Below are 24663 nucleotides of genomic sequence, written 5' to 3'. Positions count from 1 at the left end.
AAAAAGAGTCGTCCATGTCCGAGATCTCGAACGTCGTTCCCGCCGATACCTCCGTCGCTTCGCCGATGCCCACCCTGATGGCCAACGCCATCCGCGCGCTCGCGATGGACGCCGTCCAGGCGGCCAACTCCGGACACCCCGGTGCCCCGATGGGCATGGCCGACATCGCCGTGGCGCTGTGGTCGCGCCACCTGTCGCACAACCCGGCCAACCCGCACTGGCACAACCGCGACCGCTTCGTGCTGTCCAACGGCCACGGCTCGATGCTGCAGTACGCGCTGCTGCACCTGACCGGCTACGACCTGCCCATCGGCGAGCTGAAGAACTTCCGCAAGCTGCACTCGAAGACACCGGGCCACCCGGAAGTCGACGTCACGCCCGGCATCGAGACGACGACCGGCCCGCTGGGCCAGGGCCTGGCCAACGCGGTCGGCATGGCGCTGGCCGAGAAGCTGCTGGCCGCCGAGTTCAACCGCCCCGGCCACGACATCGTCGACCATCACACCTACGTCTTCATGGGCGACGGCTGCCTGATGGAGGGCATCAGCCACGAGGCCTGCGCGCTGGCCGGCGCCTGGCGCCTGAACAAGCTGGTCGCGATCTACGACGACAACGGCATCTCCATTGACGGCCAGGTCGCGCCGTGGTTCATCGACGACGTCGCCGCGCGCTTCATCGCCTACGGCTGGAACGTCGTGGACAAGGTCGACGGGCATGACATCGAGGTCGTCGACGCCGCGATCGAGGAAGCGCTGAAGAGCGCCGACCGCCCGACGCTGATCGTCTGCAAGACGGTCATCGGCAAGGGTTCGCCGAATCGCGCCGGCACGTCCAAGGCGCACGGCGAGGCGCTGGGCGCCGACGAGATCGCGCTGACGCGCAAGGCGCTGGGCTGGGATCATGCGCCGTTCGAGGTCCCCGCCGACATCTACGCCGCGTGGGACGCCAGGGACGCCGGCGCCAAGGCCGAGGCCGAGTGGACGGAGGAGTTCAACGCCTACGAGGCCGCGCACCCCGAGCTCGCCAAGGCCTTCCATCGCCGCATGCTCGGCGAGCTGCCGGCGAACTTCGCCGAGATCGCCGCCGAGGCCGTCGGCGCCGCGCACGACAAGGCCGAGACCGTCGCCAGCCGCAAGGCCAGCCAGATCGCGCTGGAAGCCTTCACCGCCGCGCTGCCGGAAATGCTGGGCGGCTCGGCCGACCTGACCGGCTCCAACCTGACCAACACCAAGAGCACGCCGTCGCTGCGCTTCGGCGAGCAGGGCCAGGTGATGACGACCGAGGGCAAGATCGGCCGCCACATCAACTACGGCGTGCGCGAGTTCGGCATGGCCGCGATCATGAACGGCATCGCGCTGCACGGCGGCTACATCCCGTACGGCGGCACGTTCCTCACGTTCAGCGACTACAGCCGCAACGCGATCCGCATGGCCGCGCTGATGAAGCGCCGCGTCGTGCACGTGTTCACGCACGACTCGATCGGCCTCGGCGAGGACGGCCCGACCCACCAGTCGGTCGAGCACGCCGCCAGCCTGCGCCTGATCCCGGGTCTGGACGTCTGGCGCCCGGCCGACACCACCGAGACCGCCGTCGCCTGGACGATGGCGCTGGTGCAGAAGCATCGCCCGAGCGCGCTGCTGCTGTCGCGCCAGAACCTGCCCTACCTGCCCAAGGCCGATGCCGACGTCATCACGCAGGGCGCGTACGTGCTGGCCGAGCCGTCGGAAGTCGGCATCAACAAGAAGGCCCAGGTGGTGCTGATGGCCACGGGCTCGGAAGTGCACCTGGCGCTGCAGGCGCAGGAGCAGCTGGCCAAGCTCAAGATTGCGGCGCGCGTCGTCTCGGTGCCGTCGACCAGCGTGTTCGACCGCCAGAGCGAGTCGTACAAGGTGCAGGTGCTGCCGCGCGGCGTGCCGCGCGTGGCCATCGAGGCCGGCGTCACCGACTTCTGGTGGAAGTACGGCGCCGCCGCGGTCGTCGGCCTGGATCGCTTCGGCGAATCGGCACCGGCGCCGGACCTGTTCAAGTTCTTCGACATCACGGCGGACAACATCGTCGCCGTGGCGCGCAAGGTCGTCGGCAAGTAAGACCATGCTGCGGTGCGGGGACGAAAGTTCCTGCGCCGTAACCCGCAGCAGGCAGACTCCGCTTCGCGCACCCAGATTCCTTTACTTCGAGACAGAGAGACATCGACATGACCATCAAGATCGGCATCAACGGCTTCGGCCGCATCGGGCGCATGGTGTTCCGCGCCGCCGTGCAGAACTTCTCCGACATCGAGGTCGTCGGCATCAACGACCTGCTGGAGGCGGACTACCTGCTGTACATGCTCAAGCACGACTCGGTGCACGGCCGCTTCAAGGGCGAGGCGTCGATCGACAACGGCACGCTGATCGTCAATGGCAAGCGCATCCGCCTGACGGCCGTCAAGGATCCGGCGGAGCTGAAGTGGGGCGAGATCGGCGCCGACGTCGTCGTCGAGTCGACCGGTCTGTTCCTCACGAAGGAAACGGCGCAGAAGCACATCGACGCGGGCGCCAAGAAAGTGATCCTGTCGGCGCCGTCCAAGGACGACACGCCGATGTTCGTCTACGGCGTCAACGACAAGACCTACGCCGGCCAGGCCATCATCTCCAACGCCTCGTGCACGACGAACTGCCTGGCTCCGGTGGCCAAGGTGCTCAACGACACCTTTGGCATCAAGCGCGGCCTGATGACCACGGTGCACGCGACCACCGCGACGCAGAAGACCGTCGACGGCCCGTCCAACAAGGACTGGCGCGGCGGCCGCGGCATCCTCGAGAACATCATCCCGTCGTCGACGGGCGCGGCCAAGGCCGTGGGCGTCGTGATCCCCGAGCTGAACAAGAAGCTCACCGGCATGTCGTTCCGCGTGCCGACGTCCGACGTCTCGGTGATCGACCTGACCGTCGAACTGGTCAAGGAAGCCAGCTATGACGACATCTGCAACGCCATGAAGGCCGCGTCGCAGGGCGCGATGAAGGGCGTGCTGGGCTACACCGAGGAGAAGGTCGTTTCCACCGACTTCCGCGGCGAGTCGATGACGTCGGTGTTCGACGCCGACGCTGGCATCGCGCTGGACAAGACCTTCGTCAAGGTCGTGGCCTGGTACGACAACGAGTGGGGCTACTCGAACAAGGTGCTCGAGATGGCACGCGTCGTCGCCGGCTGAACGGCGGCATCGGACGAGACGGGGCTCCTGAGGGAGCCCTTTCTTTTGGCCGCGTCGCAAACCCTGCGCGAAGCTGAAGGATCGTCTCCCCGCCCGGGCGTGACGAATGCCGCAGCGGATACGTTCGTTTTCCAATTGGGGCGGCCAATTGTCCGGCTGGACGCAAAGGCGCAACGCGTTTGCAACCCGATCGCCACTAGACTGGCATTCATAACGAGGCCCTGCGTCGCGGGCGCCGCCAACCTTTCGGAGAGTTCGATGGCACGTTTGAGCCGGTTGCTGAGTGCGATCAGTCTTGGCGCCGCGGTCACCGCCGCCCTGGGCGCGGCCGTGGTCGCGGTCGAGTACAACCCGGTGCACAAGTCGCCGACGCACCTGCCCGAGTCTGTCGCCGCCGGTCGCGTGATCGTCAAGTTCCGGGAGCGCTCGTCCATCCTGTCGACGTCGACCTCGGCGGCCAGCGCCAGCACGGCCGCCGGTCCGCAGAAGGCCAGCGTGATGAGCGCCCGCCTCGGCGTCGCGCTGAGCGACGGCCGCGCGCTGGGGGCGCGCACGCAGGTCATGACGTCCACGGGCATGTCGTCGTCGGCGCTCGTCGCGGCGCTGAACGCGGACAGCGACGTCGAATGGGCGCAGGTCGATCGCCGCCGCTTTGCGCAGGCCGCGGCGGTCAACGACCTGCTCTATCCGGACGGCCAGTCGATCGACGCGCCGCAGTCCGGCCAGTGGTACCTGCGCGCGGCGTACTCCGAAACCGTGCCGGTCATGGGAGCCAATGGCCAGATCACTCCGACTGTCGAGAACGTCGTCTCTGGCATCAACATCGAGCCGGCCTGGGCCATCACGCACGGTTCGTCGTCCATCGTGATCGGCGATGTCGACACCGGCATCACCCAGCATCCCGACCTCGACAGCAAGATGTTGACGGGCTACGACTTCATCGGCTGGGGCGCCAGCAACAGAATCTACGGCCTCGGCCTGGCGAACTCGTCCGACGCCATCGCCACCGCCAATGACGGCAACCTGGCCGACCCCGATCCGTCCGATCCGGGCGACTACGTCACCGCCGCCGAGAATTCCAACTCGAGCGGCCCGTTCTACAAGTGCAACGACGCCGACTTCCCGGATGACCCGCCCGGCTCGGCGGTCGCCGTCAACAGCAGCTGGCACGGCACGCAGACCGCCAGCATCCTGGGCGCGGCCACCAACAACGGCGCCGGCATGGCCGGCACCGGCTACGACACGCCCGTCATCGCGGCGCGGGCGCTGGGCAAGTGCGGCGGCTACGACTCCGACATCATCGCGGCCGCGCTGTGGTCCGGCGGCATCGCCGTCGCCAACGTGCCGGCCAACGCGCATCCGGCCCGGGTCATCAACATGAGCCTGGGCAGCTCCGGGAACTGCGCGACCGATGCGCCGGCCTACGTCGATGCGTTCACGGCGCTGCGCAACAAGGGCGTGATCGTCGTCGCCGCCGCCGGCAACGACGAGGGCCTGTCGGTCGCGGTTCCCGCCAACTGCCAGCCGGCCACCAGCGACACCAACAAGACACCGCTCGTGATCGCCGTGGCCGGCCTGCGCCACGCCGGCACCAAGGTCGGCTTCTCCGACATCGGCCCCGAGGTCACGATCGCCGCGCCGGGCGGCAACTGCGTCAACACGAACGTGACGGCGGCGACGCCCTGCCTGTACCCGATCATCACCGCGATCAACTCCGGCGCGACGGCGCCAGTCGCCAACGGCGGCATCTATTCGGACGGCGTCAACCACATCAGCCTCGGCACCAGCTTCGCGACGCCGATGGTGGCGGGGACGGTGGCACTGATGCTGTCGGCGGCGCCGAACCTGACCAACCAGCAGGTCATCGACATCCTGAAGTCCACGGCGCGGCCGTTCCCGACCGTCAGCGACACCACGCCGCAACCGCCGGTGTGCACGGTGCCCGCCAGCGGCAGCACGACCACCCAGGACGAATGCATCTGCACGACGAGTACCTGCGGCGCCGGCATGCTCGACGCCGGCCGGGCCGTGATCGCCGCCGCCGCGCTGTCCACGGGCTCGGCGCCGACCTACACGGCCCCGACCGCGGTCGTGGCGCCGGCCGGTGGCAGCGTCGTCGCGGGCAGCACGCTCACGCTCAGCGGCGCGACCAGCGTCGTCGGCTCCAGCGGGACGGCGCTGACCTACCAGTGGTCGATCCCCGATGGCGACGGCTTCGTCAGCCTGGGCAGCACGACGGGCGCCAGCGTCGTGGTCACCGGCGTGTCGGCGGGCACGGGCGAGGTGCGCCTGACCGTCACCGATCCCACCAGCGGCCTGACCAACAGCACGACGGTGAGCATCACGGTGACGGCGGCTTCCACCGGCGGCGGCAGCACCGGCGGCGGCGGTGGCGGTGGCGGTGGCGGCGGCGCCGCGAACCCGGCCTGGCTGCTGGCGCTGGCCCTCGCCGGGCTGCTCCTGCGCCCGCGCGCGCGTCGCCCCCGCGCGTGACGCGCCCGCGCGCCTCGCTGGCGCGCGACCTGCGATGCCGGCCGCTGCAGCGATGCAGCGGCCTTTTTTCATGGCCGAGCACGTTGGTTGACCACTTTGGGTGAGTTGGCAGCGTTGTCGACGGCGCTAGGGATTGAGGCGGCCCGCGGCGGGCCCCAGCCTCGGCGCTTTGCCGCGAACTTCGCGGCAGATCGTCCGCAGCGTTCCCAACAACAGGAGTGGTCCATGAAAGCAAGATTCCTCGCCGCCGCGCTGGCCCTGGCCTCGGCCGGGCCGGCGTTCGCCACCTACACGCCGGTCGACATCTCGTCGTACGTCAATGGCAACGTGTCGATCCGGCCCGACACCTTCCCGATCGGCACCTCGACGGGCAACCAGGGCTCGGGCGTCGTGTTCAAGACCTCGCCCAACCCCGCCAACCCGAGCGTGATGGGCACCTGGCTGGCGCCGGGTCCGAACAGCAGCCTGGTCGTCGACCTGAGCGGGCTCGGCATCACGGGCCAGGCGTCGTTCTATGCGCTGCTGAACAACTACTACGGCACGCCGGGCCTGGACGAATACGACATCACGATCAAGGCGACCAACGGCGACTCGGTGACGTACCAGTCGATCGGCGGCGTCGACACGCGCGACTACAACCAGAACGTGTTCACCAACACGATCGCGTCGACGACCTTCCCGTGGTTCGACAACGGCCTGCCTGACCCGCAGCGCCTCGACCTGCGCGAGTTCACGCTGCCAGGCAGCTTCGCCGGCGACACCATCGCCTCGTTCACGATCAACCAGAACGACAACGGCGACATCGCGCTGTTCAGCGGGCTGACGTTCAGCGACAAGCCGGTCATCACGTCGGTGCCCGAGCCGGGCTCGATCGGCATGCTGCTGGCCGGCGTCAGCGTGCTGGCGATGGCCGCGCGCCGCCGGTCGATGCGCTGACGCAGGCCGCGCGCGTCAGGTGCTGGACGGCGCGTCCAGCGGGCAGCTGTCGAAGCGCTGCGCCCCGGTGGCGTGATGCCAGGCCGGGTCGGCGGCGCGCACCTGCAGGTGGCGCTGCATCGTCGGCGCGGTCAGCACGACGATGCGCGCGCCGCGCACGCCCTGGCCGGTCAGGGCGTCGAGCTTCTTGCCGGCCTCGGCCTGCGACTTGAACTGGCCCAGCGACAGGCCCGGCGCCAGCGTGCCGGGCGTGTTCACGCGCTCGAACTTGACGTCCAGCTTCCTGAGCTCGTCGGCCTTCTGCTGCCAGGTCTGCGCGTCGGCGAAGCGGCCCAGGTAGACGATCCAGGCTCCGTCCTGAGGCTGGCGGCGCTCGGCGATCGCCTCGGCCGGCACGCCCGCCTTGGCGAGCGCCGCCTTCAACGCCGCGAACTGGGCGTCGTCCAGCGCCGGCGTCTCGGCGCAATCGAGGGCGGTCTCGCCGGACCGGGTCGACAGCGTCAGCGTGGCGGCCACGGCTGCGCCGCTGTCCGCGCGCGAGATCGTGGAAGCCGCGGATGCCGCCCCGTGCACCGCGGAGGCGGCCACGTCGGGCAGCACCTGGACGGCGTCCGGCGAGACCTGGTGGCCCAGGCGCTGCGGCTCGCGGTCGGGCTGCAGGGCCTGCGGGTCGGAATGCAGCCAGAAATAAAGGCCCGCATTGACCAGCGCGAACAACAGGACGAGCGCGCGCAGCATCGCCTCAGCGCTCCAGGAACGACACGTCGCCGACGCGGACGCAGACGGCGCGCATCACGCGGCCCCCGCGAGCCGCACGCTCACTTCGCCGCTGACGATGCGCCGCACCTGGCCGTCGGCGGCCACCTTGAGTGCGCCGTCAGCGTCGACACCGGCCGCGACGCCCTCGGGCATGTCGCGGTCGCTGGTCCGGACGAACTGGCCGCACAGCACGTCGCGCGACGCATAGGCCGGCTGCAGCGGCGCGAAGCCGTCGCGCTCGAAGGCCAGCAGCGTGCGCACCAGCGGCTCGCCGATGCGCGCCAGCGTGTCCTGCGGCGTGGCCTCGGGCCACAGCTCGGTCAGCGCGGCGGTGCCGTAGTCGGCCTCGGCCACGGGCTGCGGGACGACGTTGATGCCGATGCCGATCACGGCCGCGCGCTGCTCGCCGACCTGCACCGACTCGATCAGGATGCCGCCGAGCTTGCGTCCGGTGCGGGCGCCCTTGTCATCGCCGGATTCGTCGCCAGGTTCGCGCAGGATCAGGTCATTGGGCCACTTCAGGCCCAGGCGGCCGCCCTGCGCATCGAGCGCGTCGACCACGGCCAGCCCGACCGCGAGCGACAGCCCGGACCAGTCGGCACGCGCCAGCGGCAGGGCCAGCGAGAACGTCAGCGACGCGCCCGGCGTGGAGTGCCAGCGCCGGCCGAGGCGGCCGCGGCCGGCGGTCTGGTTGATCGCGACGAGCAACTGCGGGAACAGGTCGTCCACGCGGCCGCCGCGGCGGTCGCCCGGGGACTTCTGCACGCGCGAGGCGCTGCGCAGGCGCTCGGCGAGCTCGGTGTTGGTCGAGTCGAGCGTCTGCACGACCTCGATCGACAGCCCTGGCAGCAGGGGAACCAGGGCCTGCCACAATGCCTCCGCGCCCCAGTGCGGGCGCGCGATGCTCGCCGGATGGCGAGGGGAGGCCTGTGGATCGGTCATGAGTGTTGGAGAAGGCTGGGGCGATGGCGGGCGCGGGGCGGGCCCGCGCGGACGCTCATTTCTTGGGAGACAGCATCGTGCCGCGGCAGCCGCGGGTGCCGCAGCGGCACTCGAAGCGCTTCTTGAGTGCCTTGGTGTAGCGTTCGTCGATCACCAGGCCGTAGTCGTAGAACAGCTCGTCGCCTTCCTTGATCGCCTTCTTCGCGGTGATGAAGATGCGGCCGTCTTGCTCGTCGGCGAAGCAGTTGGGCGTGCAGGCGTGGTTGATCCAGCGGGCGGCGTTGCCGCCGACGTTGGCGTCCAGCACCCAGCCGTCGTCGACATGGAAGTAGAAGGTGTGGTCGGGTTGCGACGGGTCGTGCGGGTGGCGGTCGAGGGCCTGTTCCCAGGAGATGCGCTCGCCGAGGTATTCGATGAGCACCTCGCCCTTGGCGATGTCGCGGGTGGCGAAGACGCCCTTGCCATGCACGCCGCTTTTGCGTACCTGGATGCGGCGACCGCCGGGAACGGTATGGTTTTGCGCTTGCAGCTTCGACGTCATTCGGTACATTGAAATTGTGGGCGCGCGCGTGTACGTGTGTGCAGGCGCGCGCGAGAGATGCATTTTAGGCAGGGCTTTTCGAGGCTCCGCGGTTCCAAGGTAAATAAATGACAAAGACTCTGATCATTGCGGAAAAGCCGAGCGTGGCGCAGGACATCGTCCGTGCGCTGACGCCCACCGCAGGCAAGTTCGAGAAGTTCGCCGAATATTTCGAGAGCGATCGCTACGTCGTCACGTCTGCCGTCGGCCACCTGGTCGAGATCAAGGCGCCCGAGGAATTCGACGTCAAGCGCGGCAAGTGGAGCTTCGCCAACCTGCCGGTGATCCCGCCGCATTTCGACCTCGCGCCGATCGACAAGGCCAAGACGCGCCTGAACGCGGTCGTCAAGCTGGTGCGCCGCAAGGACGTCACCGACCTGATCAACGCCTGCGACGCGGGCCGCGAAGGCGAGCTGATCTTCCGCCTGATCGCGCAGTACGCCGAGCCCGCGCGCGGCGCGCTCAACAAGCCCGTGCGCCGCCTGTGGCTGCAGTCGATGACGCCGCAGGCGATCCGCGACGGCTTCGACAAGCTGCGCACGGACGAGCAGATGCAGGGCCTGGCGGCGGCCGCGCGCAGCCGCTCCGAGGCCGACTGGCTGGTGGGCATCAACGGCACGCGCGCGATGACCGCGTTCAACTCGCGCGACGGCGGCTTCTTCCTGACGACCGTCGGCCGGGTGCAGACGCCCACGCTGTCCATCGTCGTCGAACGCGAGGAGAAGATCCGCAAGCACGTGGCGCGCGACTATTGGGAGGTCAAGGCCACGTTCGATGCCGTCGCCGGCCAGTACGACGCCAAGTGGGTCGACCCGGCCTTCAAGAAGGACGAGGACGCCGACCGCCGCGCCGACCGCGTCTGGGACAAGGCCACGGCCGAGAAGATCGCCGCCGCCGTGCTGGGCAAGCCCGGCAAGGTGACCGAGGAATCCAAGCCCAGCACCTCGGCCAGCCCGCTGCTTTATGACCTGACCAGCCTGCAGCGCGAGGCCAACGGCCGCTTCGGCTTCTCGGCCAAGACCACGCTGTCGCTGGCGCAGGCGCTGTACGAGAAGCACAAAGTGCTGACCTACCCGCGGACCGACTCGCGCGCGCTGCCCGAGGACTACCTGCCGGTGGTCAAGGACACGCTCAAGATGCTGTCGACGGAAGACCTGCCGGGCCCGCTGCGCGAGCTCGGCCCGCACGCCGCCAAGGCGCTCAAGGAGGGCTACGTCAAGCCGTCCAAGCGCGTGTTCGACAACGCGAAGGTGTCGGATCACTTCGCGATCATCCCGACGCTGCAGGCGCCGAAATCGCTGTCCGACATCGAGGCGAAGCTGTACGACCTGGTCGTCAAGCGCTTCATCGCGGTGTTCTTCCCGAGCGCCGAATACCAGGTCACGACGCGCCTGACGCAGGTCGACGAGCACCGCTTCCAGACCAACGGCAAGGTGCTGGTCAATCCGGGCTGGCTGGCGGTCTACGGCAAGGAGGCGCAGGACGAGGACGCGACGCTGGTGGCGGTGCAGAAGGACGAGATCGTGCGCAACGAGTCGGTGGAGGCCGTCGGCTCGAAGACGCGTCCGCCGGCGCGCTACAACGAAGGCACGCTGCTGTCGGCGATGGAAGGCGCGGGCAAGCTGATCGACGACGACGAGCTGCGCGACGCGATGGCCGAGAAGGGCCTGGGCACCCCGGCGACGCGAGCGCAGGTGATCGAAGGGCTGATCCTCGAGAAGTACATCCTGCGCGAGGGCCGCGACCTGATCCCGACCGCCAAGGCCTTCCAGCTGATGACGCTGCTGCGCGGCCTCGACGTCGAGGACCTGACGCGTCCCGACCTCACCGGCAACTGGGAGTTCAAGCTGTCCGAAATGGAGCACGGCCGCCTGTCGCGCGACGCCTTCATGGGCGACATCGCGAGCATGGCCGAGCGCATCGTCAAGAAGGCCAAGGAGTACGACCGCGACACGATCCCGGGCGATTACGCGACGCTGAAGACGCCGTGCCCGAACTGCGGCGGGATCGTCAAGGAGAACTACCGCCGCTTCACGTGCCAGGGCAAGAAGGGCGACGGCTCCGACAGCTGCGAGTTCTCGATCACCAAGATCCCGGCCGGCCGCGCGTTCGAGAGCGCGGAGGTCGAGCAGTTCCTCGCCGACAAGAAGATCGGCCCGCTGGACGGCTTCCGCTCCAAGGCCGGCTGGCCGTTCACGGCCGAACTCAAGCTGGCCTACGACGACGAGATCAAGAACTGGAAGCTCGAGTTCGACTTCGGCGAAGAGGCCAAGGAGGGCGACGGCGAGCCGGTGGACTTCTCGGACCAGGAGTCGCTCGGGCCGTGTCCCAAGGACCAGGGCCATGTCTACGAGCACGGCACGTCCTACGTCTGCGAGCACGCGGTGGGCGCGCACGTCACCTGCGACTTCAAGAGCGGCAAGATCATCCTGCAACAGCCGGTGTCGCGCGAGAACATGGCCAAGCTGCTGGCCACCGGCAAGACGGACCTGATGGAGAACTTCGTCTCCAACAAGACGCGCCGCAAGTTCAAGGCCTTCCTCGCGTACGACAAGAAGGAAGGCAAGGTGAACTTCGAGTTCGAGGCGCGTGCGGCGAAGGTGCCGGCGGCCAAGAAGACCGCGGCGAAGAAGAAGGTGGCCGACGAGGAGTGAGCCGGGCCGGCGGGGCGGGGGCTGGGCGGCGTCAGTAGAGCGCCGTCAGGCCCAGGCCCCAGTGGCTGGCGTCGAGGTCGCCGCCGCTCGCCTGCTCGTAGCGCTCGTAGACGTAGCGCAGGTCGAGCTGCAGGTGCGGCATCAGGCGATAGCCGACGCCGAAGAGCACCCCCGGCGTCGCGTTCAATCCGTCGCTGGTCTTGTCGCCGGCGCCGCTGAAGCGCGAGTGCAGGGCGTAGCGCGCGCCGCCGCCGATGCGCAGCTTGTCGTTGACGGGATACCAGAGGGTCGCTTCGAGCGGGAAGCTGGTCATGTGCTCGCTGCCGCCGCCCGTGTGGGACAGGGCCGCGGTGGCGTGGATGCCGCCGGTCAGGCGCAGCGTCAGGCCGTTCGGATCGATCGGGAATTCGGCGCCCGCGTAGGCCTCGTAACGGCCGCCCAGCGCGCCGCTGGCGTTGCTGCCGTCGGGATTCCTGACCACGGCATCGTTCTCGCTGAGCGTGCCGGTCAGCAGCACGCCCACGAGCGGACGGATCGAGGCGGGTGCGGCCTGGGGACTGGCGCCGTCGGCGGGCGAGGGCGCCGCGAAGGCCGGCGAGCTGCCTGCCAGCGCGATGGCCAGGGCGATGGCGCCGGCGGGACGGCGGGCGGCGATGGAGACGAGGCGTGTCATCGGGACGATTCCTGTGGCTGGTCGGTGGGCGCGTGCGCGCTCACCCTGGCGCGCGCGGCGCCGACAAGCCGGAAAGGTCGCGACGGAGATCGGCTGGGGCGTCCGCGGCGAGGCGGGCGTGGGCAGCATGACGGGGCGTCGGGCCGGCGGCGGCAGCGATCTTACCGGGCGATGCCGGACAGCCCTGCCGCCGCCGCGGGCCGGGCGTCAGAAGTAGTAGTTGAAGCCGACACCGCCGTGGCTGCCGTTGAGGTGGTAGTCGCTCTCGCGGAAATTGACGCCGTCGTAGGTGACGCTGTGGACCTTGTAGTGCTCGTCCACATAGCGCAGCTGCACGCCCATCGACGGCGTGATCAGCCACTCGGCCATCGCCAGGAAGCCGACTTGCGACGTGTAGTCCGCGCTGCCCACGTAGCCGGCGCCGCCGCTGCTGAACTTGGGCGATGCCGCATAGCGTGCGCCCAGGCCGAAACGGATCTTGTCGGTCGCGTTGAACAGGGCGATCGCCTCGATCGGCCAGCGCGAGAAGGTCTGGTCGCCGTTCCTCGCGTGCGTGCTGTCGACGTGATAGCCGACCGTCGCCTGGAACGCGAGGGGCGCCCCCTTCGGATGGTATTCGACGCCGCCGTAGAGTTGCACCAGGCCCCCGGCCGTGATGTCCTGCGAGGTGCCGTCGGTGTAGTCGACATGCGAGATCTTGTCGCCGCCGCCGGTGATCGCGATGCCCACCAGCGGGTGCAAGGGATTGTCGGAATCGAGGCCGGCGTGGGCCAGCGTCGGGGCAAGCGCGGAAGCGGCCAGGGTGGCCAGGGCGATGAGTTGCTTCATGGATTCGAATGGTTGTTGAAGACGAGTCGACGCCGAGTCCTCCCCGCGCCGCGCCGGCGATGTTAGCGAGCCCGCGATGACGCCGACGGCCACCGTCGCGGCGATCCCACACTCGCCGAGACACGAAATCTCCCGGTCCGTGGGGGAGTTGGCAGGTGGCGGACAATCGATTCCATGACAACGTCGGACATCGTCGCCACTCTCGACGCGCTGGGCGCCGCCGCCCGCGGCGCCGCCGCGCGCATGGCCGCGTCGCCGCGCGCGAAGCGCGACGCCGCGTTGCGCGCGCTCGCCGCGCGCCTGCGCGAGGCCGGGCCCGAGCTCGAGACGGCCAATGCGCAAGACCTGCGCGCCGCGGCCGACAAGGGCCTCGCCGGACCGCTGTTCGACCGCCTGCGCCTCGACGCGCATGCGCTGGACACCGTCATCCAAGGTTGCCTGCAGCTGGCCGAGATGCCCGACCCGATCGGCGAGATCACCGGCGTCACCCAGCGCCCGAGCGGCATCCGCGTGGGCCGCATGCGCGTGCCGCTGGGCGTGTTCGGCATGATCTACGAGAGCCGTCCCAACGTCACGATCGAGGCCGCGTCGCTTGCGATCAAGAGCGGCAACGCGTGCATCCTGCGCGGCGGCTCGGAGGCGATCCGCTCCAACGTCGCGCTGTGGCGCTGCGTGCAGCGCGCGCTCGCCGATGCCGGCCTGCCCGAGACGGCGGTGCAGCTCGTCGAGACCACCGACCGTGCCGCCGTCGGCCGGCTCGTCGCGATGCCCGAGTTCGTCGACGTGATCATCCCGCGCGGCGGCAAGGGCCTGATCGAGCGCGTCGCGCGCGAGGCCCGCGTGCCGGTCATCAAGCACCTGGACGGCAACTGCCACACCTACGTCGACGAGCGCGTCGACCTCGAGCTGGCGGTGCGCGTCGTCGACAACGCGAAGACGCAGAAGTACAGCCCGTGCAACGCCACCGAGTCCCTCGTCGTGCACGCTGCGCAGGCGGGCGCGTTCCTGCCGCGCATCGGCGCGGTCTTCGCGGCCAAGGGCGTGGAGATGCGCGGCGATACGCGCGTGCTGGCCGCGCTGAAGGATGTCGCCGGCGCGAAGCTGGTGGCCGCCACCGACAGCGACTGGGGCGAGGAGTACCTCGCGCCCATCGTCAGCATCCGCGTGGTCGACTCGCTGGACGAGGCCATCGCCCACATCAACCGCCACGGCTCGCACCACACCGACGCCATCCTCACCACCGACCATCCGAACGCGATGCGCTTCCTGCGCGAGGTGGATTCGGCCAGCGTGATGGTCAACGCCAGCACGCGCTTCGCCGACGGCTTCGAGTACGGCCTGGGCGCGGAGATCGGCATCTCCACGGACAAGTTCCACGCCCGCGGCCCGGTGGGCCTCGAAGGGCTGACGTCGCAGAAGTGGATCGTGCTGGGCGAGGGCGAGATCCGCGAGTGATGACGACCCGGCTCGCTCCGCTCCCCGCCCCCGAGGGGCTCACGCCGGCTCGCTCCGGGCGGCCGAGCGCTCGCCGGCGTTGATGCGTCACGCGGCACCGAAGCGACTATGCTTGCGGGACTTCCGCATCCGCATCTTCAAATGATCGATCCCCGCAGCGCCCTGGTGCTCTTTTCCGGCGGCCAGGATTCCACCGCCTGCCTCGCGTGGGCACTCGCGCGTTACGCGCGCGTGGAAACCATCGGCTTCGACTACGGCCAGCGCCACCGCATCGAGCTCGATTGCCGTGCCGGCGTGCGCGAGGCGCTCGCCGCGTTGAACCCCGACTGGGCCGCGCGGCTGGGCGACGACCACCTGCTCGATCTCGCGCTGCTGGGCCAGGTGTCCGACACCGCGCTCACCTCCGACCGCGCGATCGAGTTCGAGGCCAACGGCCTGCCCAACACCTTCGTGCCCGGGCGCAACCTGCTGTTCCTCGGCTTCGCCGCGACCATTGCCTACCGCCGCGGCGCGTCGGTGCTGGTGGGCGGCATGTGCGAGACGGACTTCTCCGGCTACCCCGACTGCCGCGACAACACGCTCAAGGCGATGCAGGTCGCCCTCAGCCTGGGCCTGGCCACGCCGATGACGATCGAGACGCCGCTGATGTTCATCACGAAGGCGCAGACCTGGGCGCTGACCGATTCGCTGGGCGGCACCGCGCTCAACGAGGTCATCGTCGAGAAGACGCACACCTGCTATCTCGGCGAACGCGGCGCCCGCCACGACTGGGGCTACGGCTGCGGCCTGTGCCCCGCCTGCCAGCTGCGCGCCGCGGGCCACGCCGGCTTCGTCGCCGGCCTCGCGAAGAACGCATGACCTCGCATTGGCTGTTCCAGCTGGTGCTGCTGGCGGTGCTGCTCGCCTGGGTGGTGGGCGCCTACAACCGCCTCGTGCGGCTGCGTGCGGCCATCCTGTCGGCGTGGGAGCAGATCGTCGCGGCGCTCGTCAAGCGCAGCGAGGCGATGGCGGCCGTGGCCGACGCGGTGCGCGAGCCGCTGGTCGCCGAGGCCGCCACGCTGCAGTCGCTGGCCGATGCCGACGCGAAGCAGCGCGCGGCCGCCGACGGCGTGCGCCAGGCACGCGCCCGCATCGCGGACGTGTCGCTGTGGGTGACGGCCGAAGCCGGCCTCGCCTCGCCCGCGAGCCGGTTGCGCGCGCTGATCGAGCTGCAGCCGGCGCTGGTCCACGAGTCCGAGCAGGGCCCGCAACTCGCCGCGGCGCTCGCGGCCTGGCGCGAGGCCGAGCCGCGCATCCAGTTCGCGCGGCAGGGCTTCAACGATGCGGTCGACCGCTACAACAAGGCGATCCATCAGGTGCCGACGCGGCTGATCGCGTCGCCGCTGGGCTTCCGCTCCGCCGGTCGCGTCTGAGGTTTCGTCAGGGCTGGCCCATGATGGCCGCGGTCGCGATCATCTCGTCGAACAGCGCCGCCGTGGCCTCGCCCGGCACCGACCACGGGTCGAGGTTGCCAAGTTCCGAGTACTTCAGGATCAGCCCCGGGTTCAGGCGCGCCATGTTGACCTGGCCCATGGACCAGCCCGCGAAGCGGCGCTCGTCGATCTCCTCGAACTGCAGCAGCGTGACGTCCGAGTGCCGTTGATCGCCGACGATGCGGTTGTAGCGCTTGCTCACCGCGTTGCGTCCGCCTTCGAGCACCTGGATGAACAGCCGCCCGTTGTTGCACATGCACAGCGCGCCGGTGATTCCCTCGCGCGCGTTCGTCGTGCGCGACTTGCGCAGGATGGCGGCTACTTCCTCGTTGTCGAGGTTGGCGGCCGCGCGGCTCGCATACATCAGTCGTACCAGCATGGGGTGCTCCGATGTTCAGGCGGTCTTCTTCGACAGCAGCGAGAGGAATTCGCGGCGCAGGTGCGGATCCTTCAGGAAGGCGCCGCGCATGACGCTGTTGGTCATCGCGGAGTCGAGATCCTTCACGCCGCGCCACTGCATGCAGAAGTGGTCGGCCTCCATCACGATGGCCAGGCCATCGGGCTTGACGCGTTCCTGCAGCACGTTGGCCAGCATCGTCACGGCCTCTTCCTGGATCTGCGGGCGCGTCATGATCCAGTCGACGATGCGTGAGTACTTCGACAGCCCGATCAGGTTGGAATGCTCGTTGGGCAGCACGCCGATCCAGATGCGGCCGAGGATCGGGCACATGTGGTGCGAGCAGGCGCTGCGCACCGAGATCGGGCCGACGATCATCAGCTCGTTGAGCCGTGTGACGTTGGGGAATTCGGTGACCGGGGGCATGGCCTGGTAGCGGCCGCGGAACACCTCGTCGACGAACATCTTGGCCACGCGACGCGCGGTTTCCTGCGTGTTGTGGTCGGAGTCGGTGTCGATCACCAGCGCGCGCAGCACGGCCTGCATGTGCTGGGCGACCTCGGCCTTCAGCTCCTCGGTCTCGCCGGGGCGCACGAACTCGGAGATGTTGTCGTTGGCGTGGAAGCGGCAGTCCGCGCCCACCAGCCGGTAGCGGATGCGCTCGGATGCCGGCAGCGCGGCCAGGTCGGCCTCGGTGCGGATCAGCGTCAGCGAGCGCGACGCGGCGTCGCCGGGCGCGGGTTCGGGAGGCGGAACGGAAGTGGGCATGGGCTCGGCAGGCGTCGGAATCCGGATCCGACATTTTGCGCCGACGCCACACTTCGTGCGGCGCGGACCGCATTCCGGCCCTTTTTTGCGCCGGAAATCCCGCAGTTCCGGCATTCGGTCGCGCCGTTCCGACAGGTTTCCGTCCTGACAAGCACGCGATGCCCGGCAGCAAAGGCCGGTGGGTAGACTGGCCGGGTGACTTCCGACAACAACACCCGCGGCGTGCCCGCCGGCCAGGCCCCGGCGCTGTCGCGCCTGCTGGAACAGACGGCCGATGCCGTCCAGGCCGTGCGCAGCGGCCGCTCGCTGACCGACGTGCTGGCCGCCTGCCCGGCGCCGCTGCGCCCGGGCACGCAGGCGCTGTCCTTCCTCGTGCTGCGCCGGCTCGGCGCGGCGCAGGTGCTGCGGGCGATGCTCGCGCCGCGCACGCCGCCGCCGGCCGTCGAGGCGCTGCTGCTGAGCGCGCTCGCGCTGCTGTGGCCCGACGACGCGCCGCCGTATCCCGACCACACGCTGGTCGACCAGGCCGTCACGGCCGCCCGCAAGCGCGCACCGCAGTCGGCGTCCTTCCTGAATGCCGTGCTGCGCCGGTTCATCCGCGAACGCGAGGCGCTGGTGGCCGCCGCGCTGAAGCAGCCGACCGCGCAGTGGAACCATCCGCCATGGTGGATCGATCGCCTGAAGGCGGACTGGCCCGCGCAGTGGCAAGGCATCCTGGCCGCGGCGCAGGAGCGTCCGCCGATGTGCCTGCGCGTGAACGTGCGCCAGGCCACCGGCGCGGCCTACCTGGAGCGGCTGCAGGCCGCCGGCCTGGCCGGCGAGCTCACCGGGCCGCAGACGATCGTGCTGGACGCGCCGGTGCCCGTCGACCGCCTCCCCGGCTTCGCCGACGGCGCCGTCTCGGTGCAGGACGCCGCCGCCCAGCGCGCCGCCAGCCTGCTGGTGGGCGCGGGCCTGCCGTCCGGCGCGCGCGTGCTCGACGCCTGCGCCGCGCCCGGCGGCAAGACCGCGCACCTGCTGGAGCTGGCCGACCTCGACGTGCTGGCGCTCGACGCCGACCCGAAGCGCCTTGCGCGCGTGGACGACACGCTCGCACGCCTGCGCCTGTCGGCCCGCACGCGCGCGGGCGACGGCCGCCGCCCGGCCGACTGGTGGGACGGCCAGCCCTTCGACGCCATCCTGCTGGACGCGCCCTGCAGCGCCTCGGGCATCGTTCGCCGCCATCCCGACATCCGCTGGCTGCGCCGCAGCGAGGACATCGCCGCGCTTGGCAGGATCCAGGCCGAGCTGCTGGACGCGTTGTGGCCGACGCTCAAACCCGGCGGCTGGCTGCTCTACGCCACCTGTTCGGTCTTCCGGACGGAGGGCGAGCACCAGATCGACGCATTTTTGCAACGCCGCGGTGCCTCCGGCGCCCATTTGGACGACCGCTCGCCCGGCCACCTGCTGCCGCTGCCGGACAATGGTTCGACCGGCGCGTCGTCGCCCGGCAGCGGTGCCGACATGGGCTCCCATGGCGTCGCCGACGGCTTCTATTACGCGCTGTTGCGCAAGGAGTCGACTGCCGGCGGGAACTGACGCCCAGGGTTTCGTATCAAGAAATGCAACTCCGCGTCTGACTGACGCAATTTCGCATCGCCAACGTGCACCTGCCCCTGGTTCGACCGCATCACCGCTGGATGGCCCTGGCCCAAGACGCCCGCCGCGTCCTGGCAGCGGCGTTCCTGGCCGCCGTGTGTCTGGCGGGCGGCCTGGGCTTCGCGCCGCGCGCGCTCGCGCAGGGCGTCGAGCTGCCGACCATCGTCGCCAAGCGGCAGGACGGCGGCGTGGTGCTCGATTTCGCGGCCAACCTCACGCTCAGCAAGGCGGTCGAGGAAGGCCTGCGCCACGGGGTGCCGGTGTATTTCGTGGCCGAGGCCAGCGTCAAGCGGCCGCGCTGGTACTGGCGCGACGAGCGCGTCTCGCGCGTATCGCGCAGCTGGCGGCTGTCGTACCAGCCGCTCACGTCGGCCTGGCGCGTGAGCCTGGGGGCGTTCAGCCAGTCGTATCCGTCGCTGGAAGAAGCCCTCACGACGATCACGCGCATCGCCCACTGGCGCATCGCCGACTCCGGCGTCGACGCCACCGACCGCTACTACGTCGACTTCCAGTTCTACCTCGACTCCTCCCAACTGCCGCCTGCGATGAGGCTCGACATCAGCGCGCAGTCGGAGTGGAAGCTGGGCGTCGAGCGCACGTTCCCGGTCGAATAAGCAGGCCATCGTGACCGACCCCGTCATCGTCGGCGAGACCTCGCGGACCATCCGCAAGCGCCCGTCGTTCAAGATGAGCCAGCGCTCCGTGCGCTTCCTGTGGGCGGTCGCGCTCCTTGCGTTCCTGGGCGTGGCGCTGGTGCTGGGCTTCGTCGTGGCGCTGGCCTCGGGCGAGACGGCGCTGTACGAGCGCAACTTCGTCTGGCTGTTCTGGATCAACGCGGTCGTCGCGCTGGCGTTGCTGATCGTGCTGGTGGGCGCCACGATCCGCCTCGGCCTGCGCTGGCGCAGCGGCAAGTTCGGCAGCCGGCTGCTGCTCAAGCTCGCGGCCATCTTCGCGCTGGTGGGCGTGGTGCCGGGCGCGTTGATCTACACGGTGTCGCTGCAGTTCGTCAGCCGCAGCATCGACGCCTGGTTCGACACCAAGGTCGACCGCGCGCTGGTGGCCGGCCTCAACCTCGGCAAGGGCACGCTGGACGCGCTGTCGGCGGACCTCGTCGGCAAGGCGAGCAACGTCGCGATGCGCATCGGCGATCCGCACGCGCCCGGCGCGGCGCTCGCGCTCGAACGCATGCGCGACCAGATCGGCGCGCAGGATCTGGCGCTGGTCGCCGGCAACGGGCAGATCGTGCTGGCAGCGAGCTCGCGGCCGTCGCTGCTGCCCGATCGGCCGTCGGTCGCGCTGATCCGCCAGGCGCGTGCCACCGGCACGGCCAGCCAGGTCGAGGGCCTGGAGGACGAGGCCTCGCCCGGCACCGGCGTCGCCGCGCGCGTGCGGGCGCTGGTGCAGGTGCCTTCGAGCAGCCTGTCGCTGGACAACAGCGAGCGCTTCCTGCTCGCGGTGCAGCCGCTGCCGCCGGTGGTCGTCACGAACGCGCTGGCCGTGCAGGGCGCCTATCGCGACTACCAGCAGCGCGCGCTCGCCCGCGAGGGCCTGCGCCGCATGTATGTCGGCACGCTGACGCTGACCGTGGTGCTCGCCGTGTTCGGCTCGGTGCTGATCGCCATCACCTTCGGCAACCAGCTGGCGCGCCCGCTGCTGCTGCTGGCCGAGGGCATGCGCGCGGTGGCCGCGGGCGACCTCGGGGCCAAGCCGGTCTACGAGTCGCGTGACGAGATCGGCGGCCTCACGCGCTCGTTCGCGCAGATGACCGAGCAGCTCGGACAGGCGCGCGCCGACGTCGATCGCAGCGTCACGGCCGTCGAGCGCGCGCGCACGCGGCTGCAGACCATCCTCGACAACCTGACCGCCGGCGTCATCCTGTTCGACACGCAGTGGCGCATCGACACGGTCAATCCGGGCGCGACCCGCATCCTGCGCGTGCCGCTGTCCGCGTACCAGGGCCGCAAGCTGGAGGACATCCCGCTGCTGGCCGAATTCGCGCAGGCCGTCGAACAGCGCTTCGAGCTGCACCTGGCCAGCCCCGAGGCCGGCGAGCGCGTGCTGTGGCAGGACCAGTTCGACCTCAAGGTCGGCGACAAGGGCCACGAGCTCACGCTGCTCGTGCGCGGCGCCCTGTTGCCCGGCGACGCGCGCCTGATGGTGTTCGATGACATCACCGAGGTCGTCTCGGCGCAGCGATCGGCCGCGTGGAGCGAGGTCGCGCGGCGGCTTGCGCACGAGATCAAGAATCCGCTCACGCCGATCCAGCTGTCGGCCGAGCGGCTGCAGTTCAAGCTCGAGAGCAAGCTGGCCGACGCGGCGGACCAGGCGATGCTGCAGCGAAGCGTCAGCACGATCGTCGCCCAGGTGCAGTCGATGAAGCAGCTGGTCAACGAGTTCCGCGACTACGCGCGCCTGCCTAACGCCAACCTGCAGCCGATCGACCTCAACGCGCTCGTCGCCGAGGTGCTGGCGCTGTACGGCGACGCGCACGAGAAGGGTCATCTCGTCTCGAAGCTGGAGGCCGGCCTGCCGAAGATCATGGGCGACACCACCCAGCTGCGCCAGGTGGTGCACAACCTCGTGCAGAACGCGCTGGATGCCGCGTCGATCTGGCCCGACGCCCTCGTGCAGGTGCGAACGGAGTGTGCCCGCAAGGACGACGGCAGCGTGCGCGCCGTGCGCCTCAAGGTGGAGGACAATGGGCCCGGATTTCCCGAGAATGTTCTCCAGCGCGCGTTCGAACCCTACGTCACCACCAAGTCCAAGGGGACCGGCCTCGGGCTGGCGGTCGTCAAGAAGATCGCCGACGAACATCGGGCCCGCGTGCGCATCGCGAACCTGGGCAGCGGCGAAGACGGCGCCACCGGCGCGGCCGGGGCGCAAGTTTCGATATCATTTTCTCGCTTCGTCGAGCCGACCTCCCCGGAGCCGGCCGGCGAAACCCCTGTATAAAGCCTCTTTGGCGGCACGCACTCAGCCGAGCAGCCCCGCCCCGTTCCCAAATTCATGGCCACGATTCTTGTAGTTGACGACGAAATGGGCATCCGCGCCCTGCTGTCCGAGATCCTCACCGACGAGGGTCATACGGTGGAAGTCGCGGAAAACGCCGCGAACGCACGCCTCGTGCGCGAACGCCTGCGTCCCGACCTCGTGCTGCTGGACATCTGGATGCCGGACGTCGACGGCATCACGCTGCTCAAGGAGTGGGGCGCCACCGCCCAGCTCAACATGCCCGTCATCATGATGAGCGGCCACGGCACCATCGACACCGCCGTGGAGGCCACCAAGTACGGCGCCATCGCGTTCCTCGAGAAGCCGATCACGCTGCAGAAGCTGCTGCGCGCCGTCGAACAGGGCCTCGCGCGCCCGAGCGCGCGCCCCGCGGCGCCCGCCGACCTGCAGACCGCCATGCTTCAAGGCAACGGCGGCTATCGCCCCGACGCGATGACCGTCGAGGCCGCGATGACCGGCGGCCTCGGCCTTCAGCCCTCCGGCCCGCTGAACCTGGGCCCGCAGCCGGAACAGAGCTTCGATCTCGACCGCCCGCTGCGTGAGGCCCGCGACGCGTTCGAGAAGAGCTACTTCGAGTTCCACCTGGCGCGCGAGAACGGCTCCATGACCCGCGTGGCCGAAAAGACCGGCCTCGAGCGCACCCACCTGTATCGCAAGCTCAAGCAGCTGGGCGTCGACCTGTCGCGCGGCAAGCGCGGCGCGGGCTGAAGCAAAAAAGCTTGCCGCGAGAGACCTCAGCGCTGCTATACTAGCGGGCTTCGCTGATCGCCCGGAGACGGGCCGACTCTCGAAGCAAGTCTGAAGAAGACGGCCTGGTAGCTCAGTTGGTAGAGCAGCGGATTGAAAATCCGCGTGTCGGTGGTTCGATTCCGCCCCAGGCCACCAAGTTACTGTCCAAGGACGTCCCACAGCGTCCCAGGAAATCCAAAAAGCCCTTGAGAATCAACGCTCTAGGGCTTTTTTGTTGTCCCAACCGGCTTCATGGAATTCGTTGCGGTAACCGGGTCTGAGCAGTAAGGTCGACAGTAACTGTCCTTTCGGCGCTTTTTGGCCAGAAAGTTACTGTCATGGCACGCAACCTGATCCCTGGTGACGCCACCCTGCGCGCGATCAAGCCCGGCGATTCCCGCCGACGGTTGAGTGACGGGGACAACCTGTACCTGCTGCTCTTCGTGGGCGGCGGGGCCCACGGCTGGCGCTTCGACTACCGGTTCCACGGCAAGCGCAACACGCTGTCGTTGGGCACGTATCCGGACACGTCGCTGGGCCTGGCGCGGCGCAAGGCTGACGAGGCGCGGGCGCTGCTGGCCGAGGGCAAGAACCCGAGCGACCTGCGCAAGGCCGAGAAGGCGTCCTGGGCCCAGGCGGAGATCGTCGAAGAGCGCAAGGCCAAGGGCCTGCCGCCGCTGGACTCCTTCGAGGCGGTGGCCCGGGAGTGGTTCGACATCAAGAAGAGCGGCTGGGCGCCGATGTACGCCGAGAAGATCATCGGGCGGCTGGTGGCGGACGTGTTCCCGTATGTCGGCCAGGAGCCGGTGGTGGAGATCACGCCCGTGCGGCTGCTGGAGGTGCTGCGGCGCATCGAGAAGCGAGGCGTCATCGAGACTGCGCACCGGGCGCTGGAGAATTGCAGCCAGGTCTTCCGCTACGCGGTGGCCACCGGGCGGATGACGGCGAACCCGGCGCGCGACCTGAAGGACGCGTTGCGGCGGCCGGAGCCCAAGCACATGCCGGCCATCACCGATCCGAAGCGGTTTGGGGAGCTTCTGCGGGCCTGCGACGCCTACGCGGCCACGCCGGTCGTGCGGGCGGCCTTCAAGGTGGCGCCGATGCTGCTGCTGCGGCCCGGGGAGCTTCGGTTCGCCGAGTGGGCGGAGATCGACCTCGACAACGCGCTGTGGACGGTGCCGTCCGCGCGCATGAAGCGCGAAGTCCAGCAGAAGCTGCATGGGGCGCCGCACCTGGTGCCGCTGCCGCGGCAGGCGGTGGCGGTGTTTCGTGAACTCCACGAGTTGACCGGGCGCGGCAAGCTCGTGTTTCGCGGGGAGCGGCATCACGATCGGCCGATGAGCAACAACACCATCAACGCCGGGTTTCGCGCGATGGGGTTTTCGGCCGACGAAGTCGTCATGCACGGGTACCGGGCGACGGCGCGGACGATGCTGCATGAGCGGCTGGGGTTCAGTCCGGATGTCATCGAGGCGCAGCTGGCACATTCGGTGCGGGACAACCTGGGGCGAGCGTACAACCGGACGGAGTTCATCGAGCAGCGGCGGGAGATGTTGCAGAGGTGGGCGGACTATTTGGATGAGCTGCGCCTGTTGGCCGGTACCGCCAAGCCCGTGGATGAGGCCAGCGGGGATCGCGTCGATGCCAAGGACCTTTTGACGCCCCAAGCCGCGGCAGACCTCGTCAACGTCTCCCGGCCGTTCGTGGTGCGCCACATCGACGCGGGCGATATTCCGGTGGTTATGGTGGGTAGCCGACAACGTGTGCGCAAGCAGGATGTGCTGGCGTGGCACGAGCGCGTTCAGAACAAGAGCGCAATGGCGCGCTCAAAGCTGCTGGATGCTGTCGACGACGAACTCCGCGGCTAAACGCGACCTGCCCGTTTCTCGTGCGGCGTTGCATCGGCAACCCACGTTGGGCATATCCATGCCCAATAGGGGCATTCAAGCCGACCCTGAAAGGAGCATCTGCTTCGCGCACGAGAGCCGACGCCGATGGCGACGGGACTGGCTTCGGCTTGCGCTGGAGGCTGTGTGAAAACCCCGGTCCGGGAATAGAGGTGACGGCGTAGAGTTCCCCGGCATATCGAAGCAGGAGATCGATATGCCAAGATTCATCGAAGGCCAAGATCGGC

General features: G+C 69.3%; 20 protein-coding genes and 1 tRNA gene. 14 read left to right on the top strand and 7 right to left on the bottom strand.

The genetic code is table 11. The features are described 5' to 3' along the window. Positions 1–77: 77 nt before the first annotated feature. The 4 genes from tkt to LPC04_RS28000 all read left to right on the top strand — a co-directional run bounded on the left by tkt (position 78) and on the right by LPC04_RS28000 (position 6622). Complete coding sequence (tkt, locus tag LPC04_RS28015; protein ID WP_275685678.1) at positions 78–2087, top strand: transketolase; 2010 nt, start codon at positions 78–80, stop codon at positions 2085–2087. A 107-nt stretch (positions 2088–2194) separates the two neighbouring features. Continuing rightward, complete coding sequence (gene gap / locus LPC04_RS28010; RefSeq protein ID WP_275685633.1) at positions 2195–3193, top strand: type I glyceraldehyde-3-phosphate dehydrogenase; 999 nt, start codon at positions 2195–2197, stop codon at positions 3191–3193. 258 nt (positions 3194–3451) lie between these two features. Continuing rightward, positions 3452–5686, top strand: a complete 2235-nt coding sequence (locus LPC04_RS28005) for a S8 family serine peptidase (RefSeq protein ID WP_275685632.1) — start codon at positions 3452–3454, stop codon at positions 5684–5686. A gap of 225 nt (positions 5687–5911) precedes the next feature. Continuing rightward, positions 5912–6622 carry a PEP-CTERM sorting domain-containing protein gene (locus tag LPC04_RS28000; protein ID WP_275685631.1) on the top strand — a complete coding sequence of 237 codons (711 nt, stop codon included), beginning with the start codon at positions 5912–5914 and terminating at the stop codon, positions 6620–6622. A 15-nt stretch (positions 6623–6637) separates the two neighbouring features. On the opposite strand, the gene LPC04_RS27995 is transcribed toward LPC04_RS28000, so the two are convergent. The 3 genes from LPC04_RS27995 to LPC04_RS27985 are packed head-to-tail and all read right to left on the bottom strand — an operon-like array spanning position 6638 to position 8792. Further along, positions 6638–7360: a hypothetical protein gene (locus LPC04_RS27995; RefSeq protein ID WP_275685630.1), complete on the bottom strand. Its 723-nt coding sequence runs from the start codon at positions 7358–7360 to the stop codon at positions 6638–6640. A 54-nt stretch (positions 7361–7414) separates the two neighbouring features. After that, a complete protein-coding gene (locus tag LPC04_RS27990) occupies positions 7415–8323 on the bottom strand; it encodes a biotin--[acetyl-CoA-carboxylase] ligase (RefSeq protein WP_275685629.1) in 909 nt (302 codons plus the stop codon). A 55-nt stretch (positions 8324–8378) separates the two neighbouring features. Continuing rightward, a complete protein-coding gene (locus tag LPC04_RS27985) occupies positions 8379–8792 on the bottom strand; it encodes an SET domain-containing protein (RefSeq protein WP_275685628.1) in 414 nt (137 codons plus the stop codon). Between the two features lie 179 nt (positions 8793–8971). On the opposite strand from LPC04_RS27985, the gene LPC04_RS27980 reads away from it, so the two are divergent. Next, positions 8972–11557, top strand: coding sequence for a DNA topoisomerase III (locus LPC04_RS27980; RefSeq protein WP_275685627.1), 2586 nt, complete (start codon positions 8972–8974; stop codon positions 11555–11557). 31 nt (positions 11558–11588) lie between these two features. Here the strand turns inward: LPC04_RS27980 and LPC04_RS27975 are convergent, their stop codons facing one another. Beyond that, a complete protein-coding gene (locus LPC04_RS27975) occupies positions 11589–12230 on the bottom strand; it encodes an outer membrane beta-barrel protein (protein ID WP_275685626.1) in 642 nt (213 codons plus the stop codon). Between the two features lie 207 nt (positions 12231–12437). Then, a complete protein-coding gene (locus tag LPC04_RS27970; protein WP_275685625.1) occupies positions 12438–13058 on the bottom strand; it encodes a hypothetical protein in 621 nt (206 codons plus the stop codon). A 174-nt stretch (positions 13059–13232) separates the two neighbouring features. On the opposite strand from LPC04_RS27970, the gene LPC04_RS27965 reads away from it, so the two are divergent. The 3 genes from LPC04_RS27965 to LPC04_RS27955 all read left to right on the top strand — a co-directional run bounded on the left by LPC04_RS27965 (position 13233) and on the right by LPC04_RS27955 (position 15925). Next, the gene (locus LPC04_RS27965; RefSeq protein ID WP_275685624.1) at positions 13233–14513 is read left to right on the top strand and encodes a glutamate-5-semialdehyde dehydrogenase; all 1281 of its coding nucleotides are present in this window, start codon (positions 13233–13235) and stop codon (positions 14511–14513) included. A 141-nt stretch (positions 14514–14654) separates the two neighbouring features. Further along, positions 14655–15371: a 7-cyano-7-deazaguanine synthase QueC gene (gene queC / locus LPC04_RS27960; protein WP_275685623.1), complete on the top strand. Its 717-nt coding sequence runs from the start codon at positions 14655–14657 to the stop codon at positions 15369–15371. Then, the gene (locus LPC04_RS27955; protein ID WP_275685622.1) at positions 15368–15925 is read left to right on the top strand and encodes a LemA family protein; all 558 of its coding nucleotides are present in this window, start codon (positions 15368–15370) and stop codon (positions 15923–15925) included. Before queC ends, LPC04_RS27955 begins: the two co-directional genes overlap by 4 nt. A gap of 7 nt (positions 15926–15932) precedes the next feature. On the opposite strand, the gene LPC04_RS27950 is transcribed toward LPC04_RS27955, so the two are convergent. Next, on the bottom strand, positions 15933–16364 hold the full coding sequence (locus LPC04_RS27950) for a BLUF domain-containing protein (protein ID WP_275685621.1): 432 nt from the start codon (positions 16362–16364) through the stop codon (positions 15933–15935). Positions 16365–16379: 15 nt separating this feature from the next. Next, complete coding sequence (gene folE / locus LPC04_RS27945) at positions 16380–17150, bottom strand: GTP cyclohydrolase I (RefSeq protein ID WP_275685620.1); 771 nt, start codon at positions 17148–17150, stop codon at positions 16380–16382. 195 nt (positions 17151–17345) lie between these two features. Between folE and rsmB the strand changes: the two genes are divergently transcribed. The 6 genes from rsmB (at position 17346) to LPC04_RS27915 (ending at position 24397) form a co-directional block, all read left to right on the top strand. Then, positions 17346–18728: a 16S rRNA (cytosine(967)-C(5))-methyltransferase RsmB gene (gene rsmB / locus LPC04_RS27940; RefSeq protein ID WP_275685619.1), complete on the top strand. Its 1383-nt coding sequence runs from the start codon at positions 17346–17348 to the stop codon at positions 18726–18728. Between the two features lie 101 nt (positions 18729–18829). Then, positions 18830–19402, top strand: coding sequence for a DUF4390 domain-containing protein (locus LPC04_RS27935; RefSeq protein WP_275685618.1), 573 nt, complete (start codon positions 18830–18832; stop codon positions 19400–19402). A 10-nt stretch (positions 19403–19412) separates the two neighbouring features. Beyond that, positions 19413–21740, top strand: coding sequence for a sensor histidine kinase (locus tag LPC04_RS27930; RefSeq protein WP_275685617.1), 2328 nt, complete (start codon positions 19413–19415; stop codon positions 21738–21740). 54 nt (positions 21741–21794) lie between these two features. Further along, positions 21795–22508 (top strand): response regulator, encoded by a 714-nt coding sequence (locus tag LPC04_RS27925; RefSeq protein WP_275685616.1) that lies wholly within the window; start codon positions 21795–21797, stop codon positions 22506–22508. A 101-nt stretch (positions 22509–22609) separates the two neighbouring features. Beyond that, a tRNA-Phe gene (locus tag LPC04_RS27920) sits at positions 22610–22685 on the top strand. A gap of 182 nt (positions 22686–22867) precedes the next feature. Further along, the gene (locus LPC04_RS27915) at positions 22868–24397 is read left to right on the top strand and encodes a phage integrase central domain-containing protein (RefSeq protein ID WP_338055491.1); all 1530 of its coding nucleotides are present in this window, start codon (positions 22868–22870) and stop codon (positions 24395–24397) included. Positions 24398–24663: the final 266 nt, after the last annotated feature.

Source organism: Scleromatobacter humisilvae, assembly GCF_023231945.1.
Lineage (GTDB): Bacteria > Pseudomonadota > Gammaproteobacteria > Burkholderiales > Burkholderiaceae_C > Scleromatobacter > Scleromatobacter humisilvae.
Note: the sequence above shows the minus strand (reverse complement) of the source record. Positions and strands in the feature narration are given on the sequence as shown.

Bases quoted from the DNA above. Each gene is read 5' to 3' on its own strand.
- LPC04_RS27975 (WP_275685626.1), bottom strand. From the start codon at position 12,230: ATGACACGCCTCGTCTCCATCGCCGCCCGCCGTCCCGCCGGCGCCATC.
- folE (WP_275685620.1), bottom strand. From the start codon at position 17,150: ATGCCCACTTCCGTTCCGCCTCCCGAACCCGCGCCCGGCGACGCCGCG.
- LPC04_RS28000 (WP_275685631.1), top strand. From the start codon at position 5,912: ATGAAAGCAAGATTCCTCGCCGCCGCGCTGGCCCTGGCCTCGGCCGGG.
- LPC04_RS27935 (WP_275685618.1), top strand. From the start codon at position 18,830: ATGGCCCTGGCCCAAGACGCCCGCCGCGTCCTGGCAGCGGCGTTCCTG.
- LPC04_RS27965 (WP_275685624.1), top strand. From the start codon at position 13,233: ATGACAACGTCGGACATCGTCGCCACTCTCGACGCGCTGGGCGCCGCC.
- gap (WP_275685633.1), top strand. From the start codon at position 2,195: ATGACCATCAAGATCGGCATCAACGGCTTCGGCCGCATCGGGCGCATG.
- LPC04_RS27950 (WP_275685621.1), bottom strand. From the start codon at position 16,364: ATGCTGGTACGACTGATGTATGCGAGCCGCGCGGCCGCCAACCTCGAC.
- LPC04_RS27995 (WP_275685630.1), bottom strand. From the start codon at position 7,360: ATGCTGCGCGCGCTCGTCCTGTTGTTCGCGCTGGTCAATGCGGGCCTT.
- LPC04_RS27990 (WP_275685629.1), bottom strand. From the start codon at position 8,323: ATGACCGATCCACAGGCCTCCCCTCGCCATCCGGCGAGCATCGCGCGC.
- LPC04_RS27980 (WP_275685627.1), top strand. From the start codon at position 8,972: ATGACAAAGACTCTGATCATTGCGGAAAAGCCGAGCGTGGCGCAGGAC.
- LPC04_RS27970 (WP_275685625.1), bottom strand. From the start codon at position 13,058: ATGAAGCAACTCATCGCCCTGGCCACCCTGGCCGCTTCCGCGCTTGCC.
- tkt (WP_275685678.1), top strand. From the start codon at position 78: ATGGCCAACGCCATCCGCGCGCTCGCGATGGACGCCGTCCAGGCGGCC.
- queC (WP_275685623.1), top strand. From the start codon at position 14,655: ATGATCGATCCCCGCAGCGCCCTGGTGCTCTTTTCCGGCGGCCAGGAT.
- LPC04_RS27925 (WP_275685616.1), top strand. From the start codon at position 21,795: ATGGCCACGATTCTTGTAGTTGACGACGAAATGGGCATCCGCGCCCTG.
- LPC04_RS27955 (WP_275685622.1), top strand. From the start codon at position 15,368: ATGACCTCGCATTGGCTGTTCCAGCTGGTGCTGCTGGCGGTGCTGCTC.
- LPC04_RS27915 (WP_338055491.1), top strand. From the start codon at position 22,868: ATGGCACGCAACCTGATCCCTGGTGACGCCACCCTGCGCGCGATCAAG.
- LPC04_RS28005 (WP_275685632.1), top strand. From the start codon at position 3,452: ATGGCACGTTTGAGCCGGTTGCTGAGTGCGATCAGTCTTGGCGCCGCG.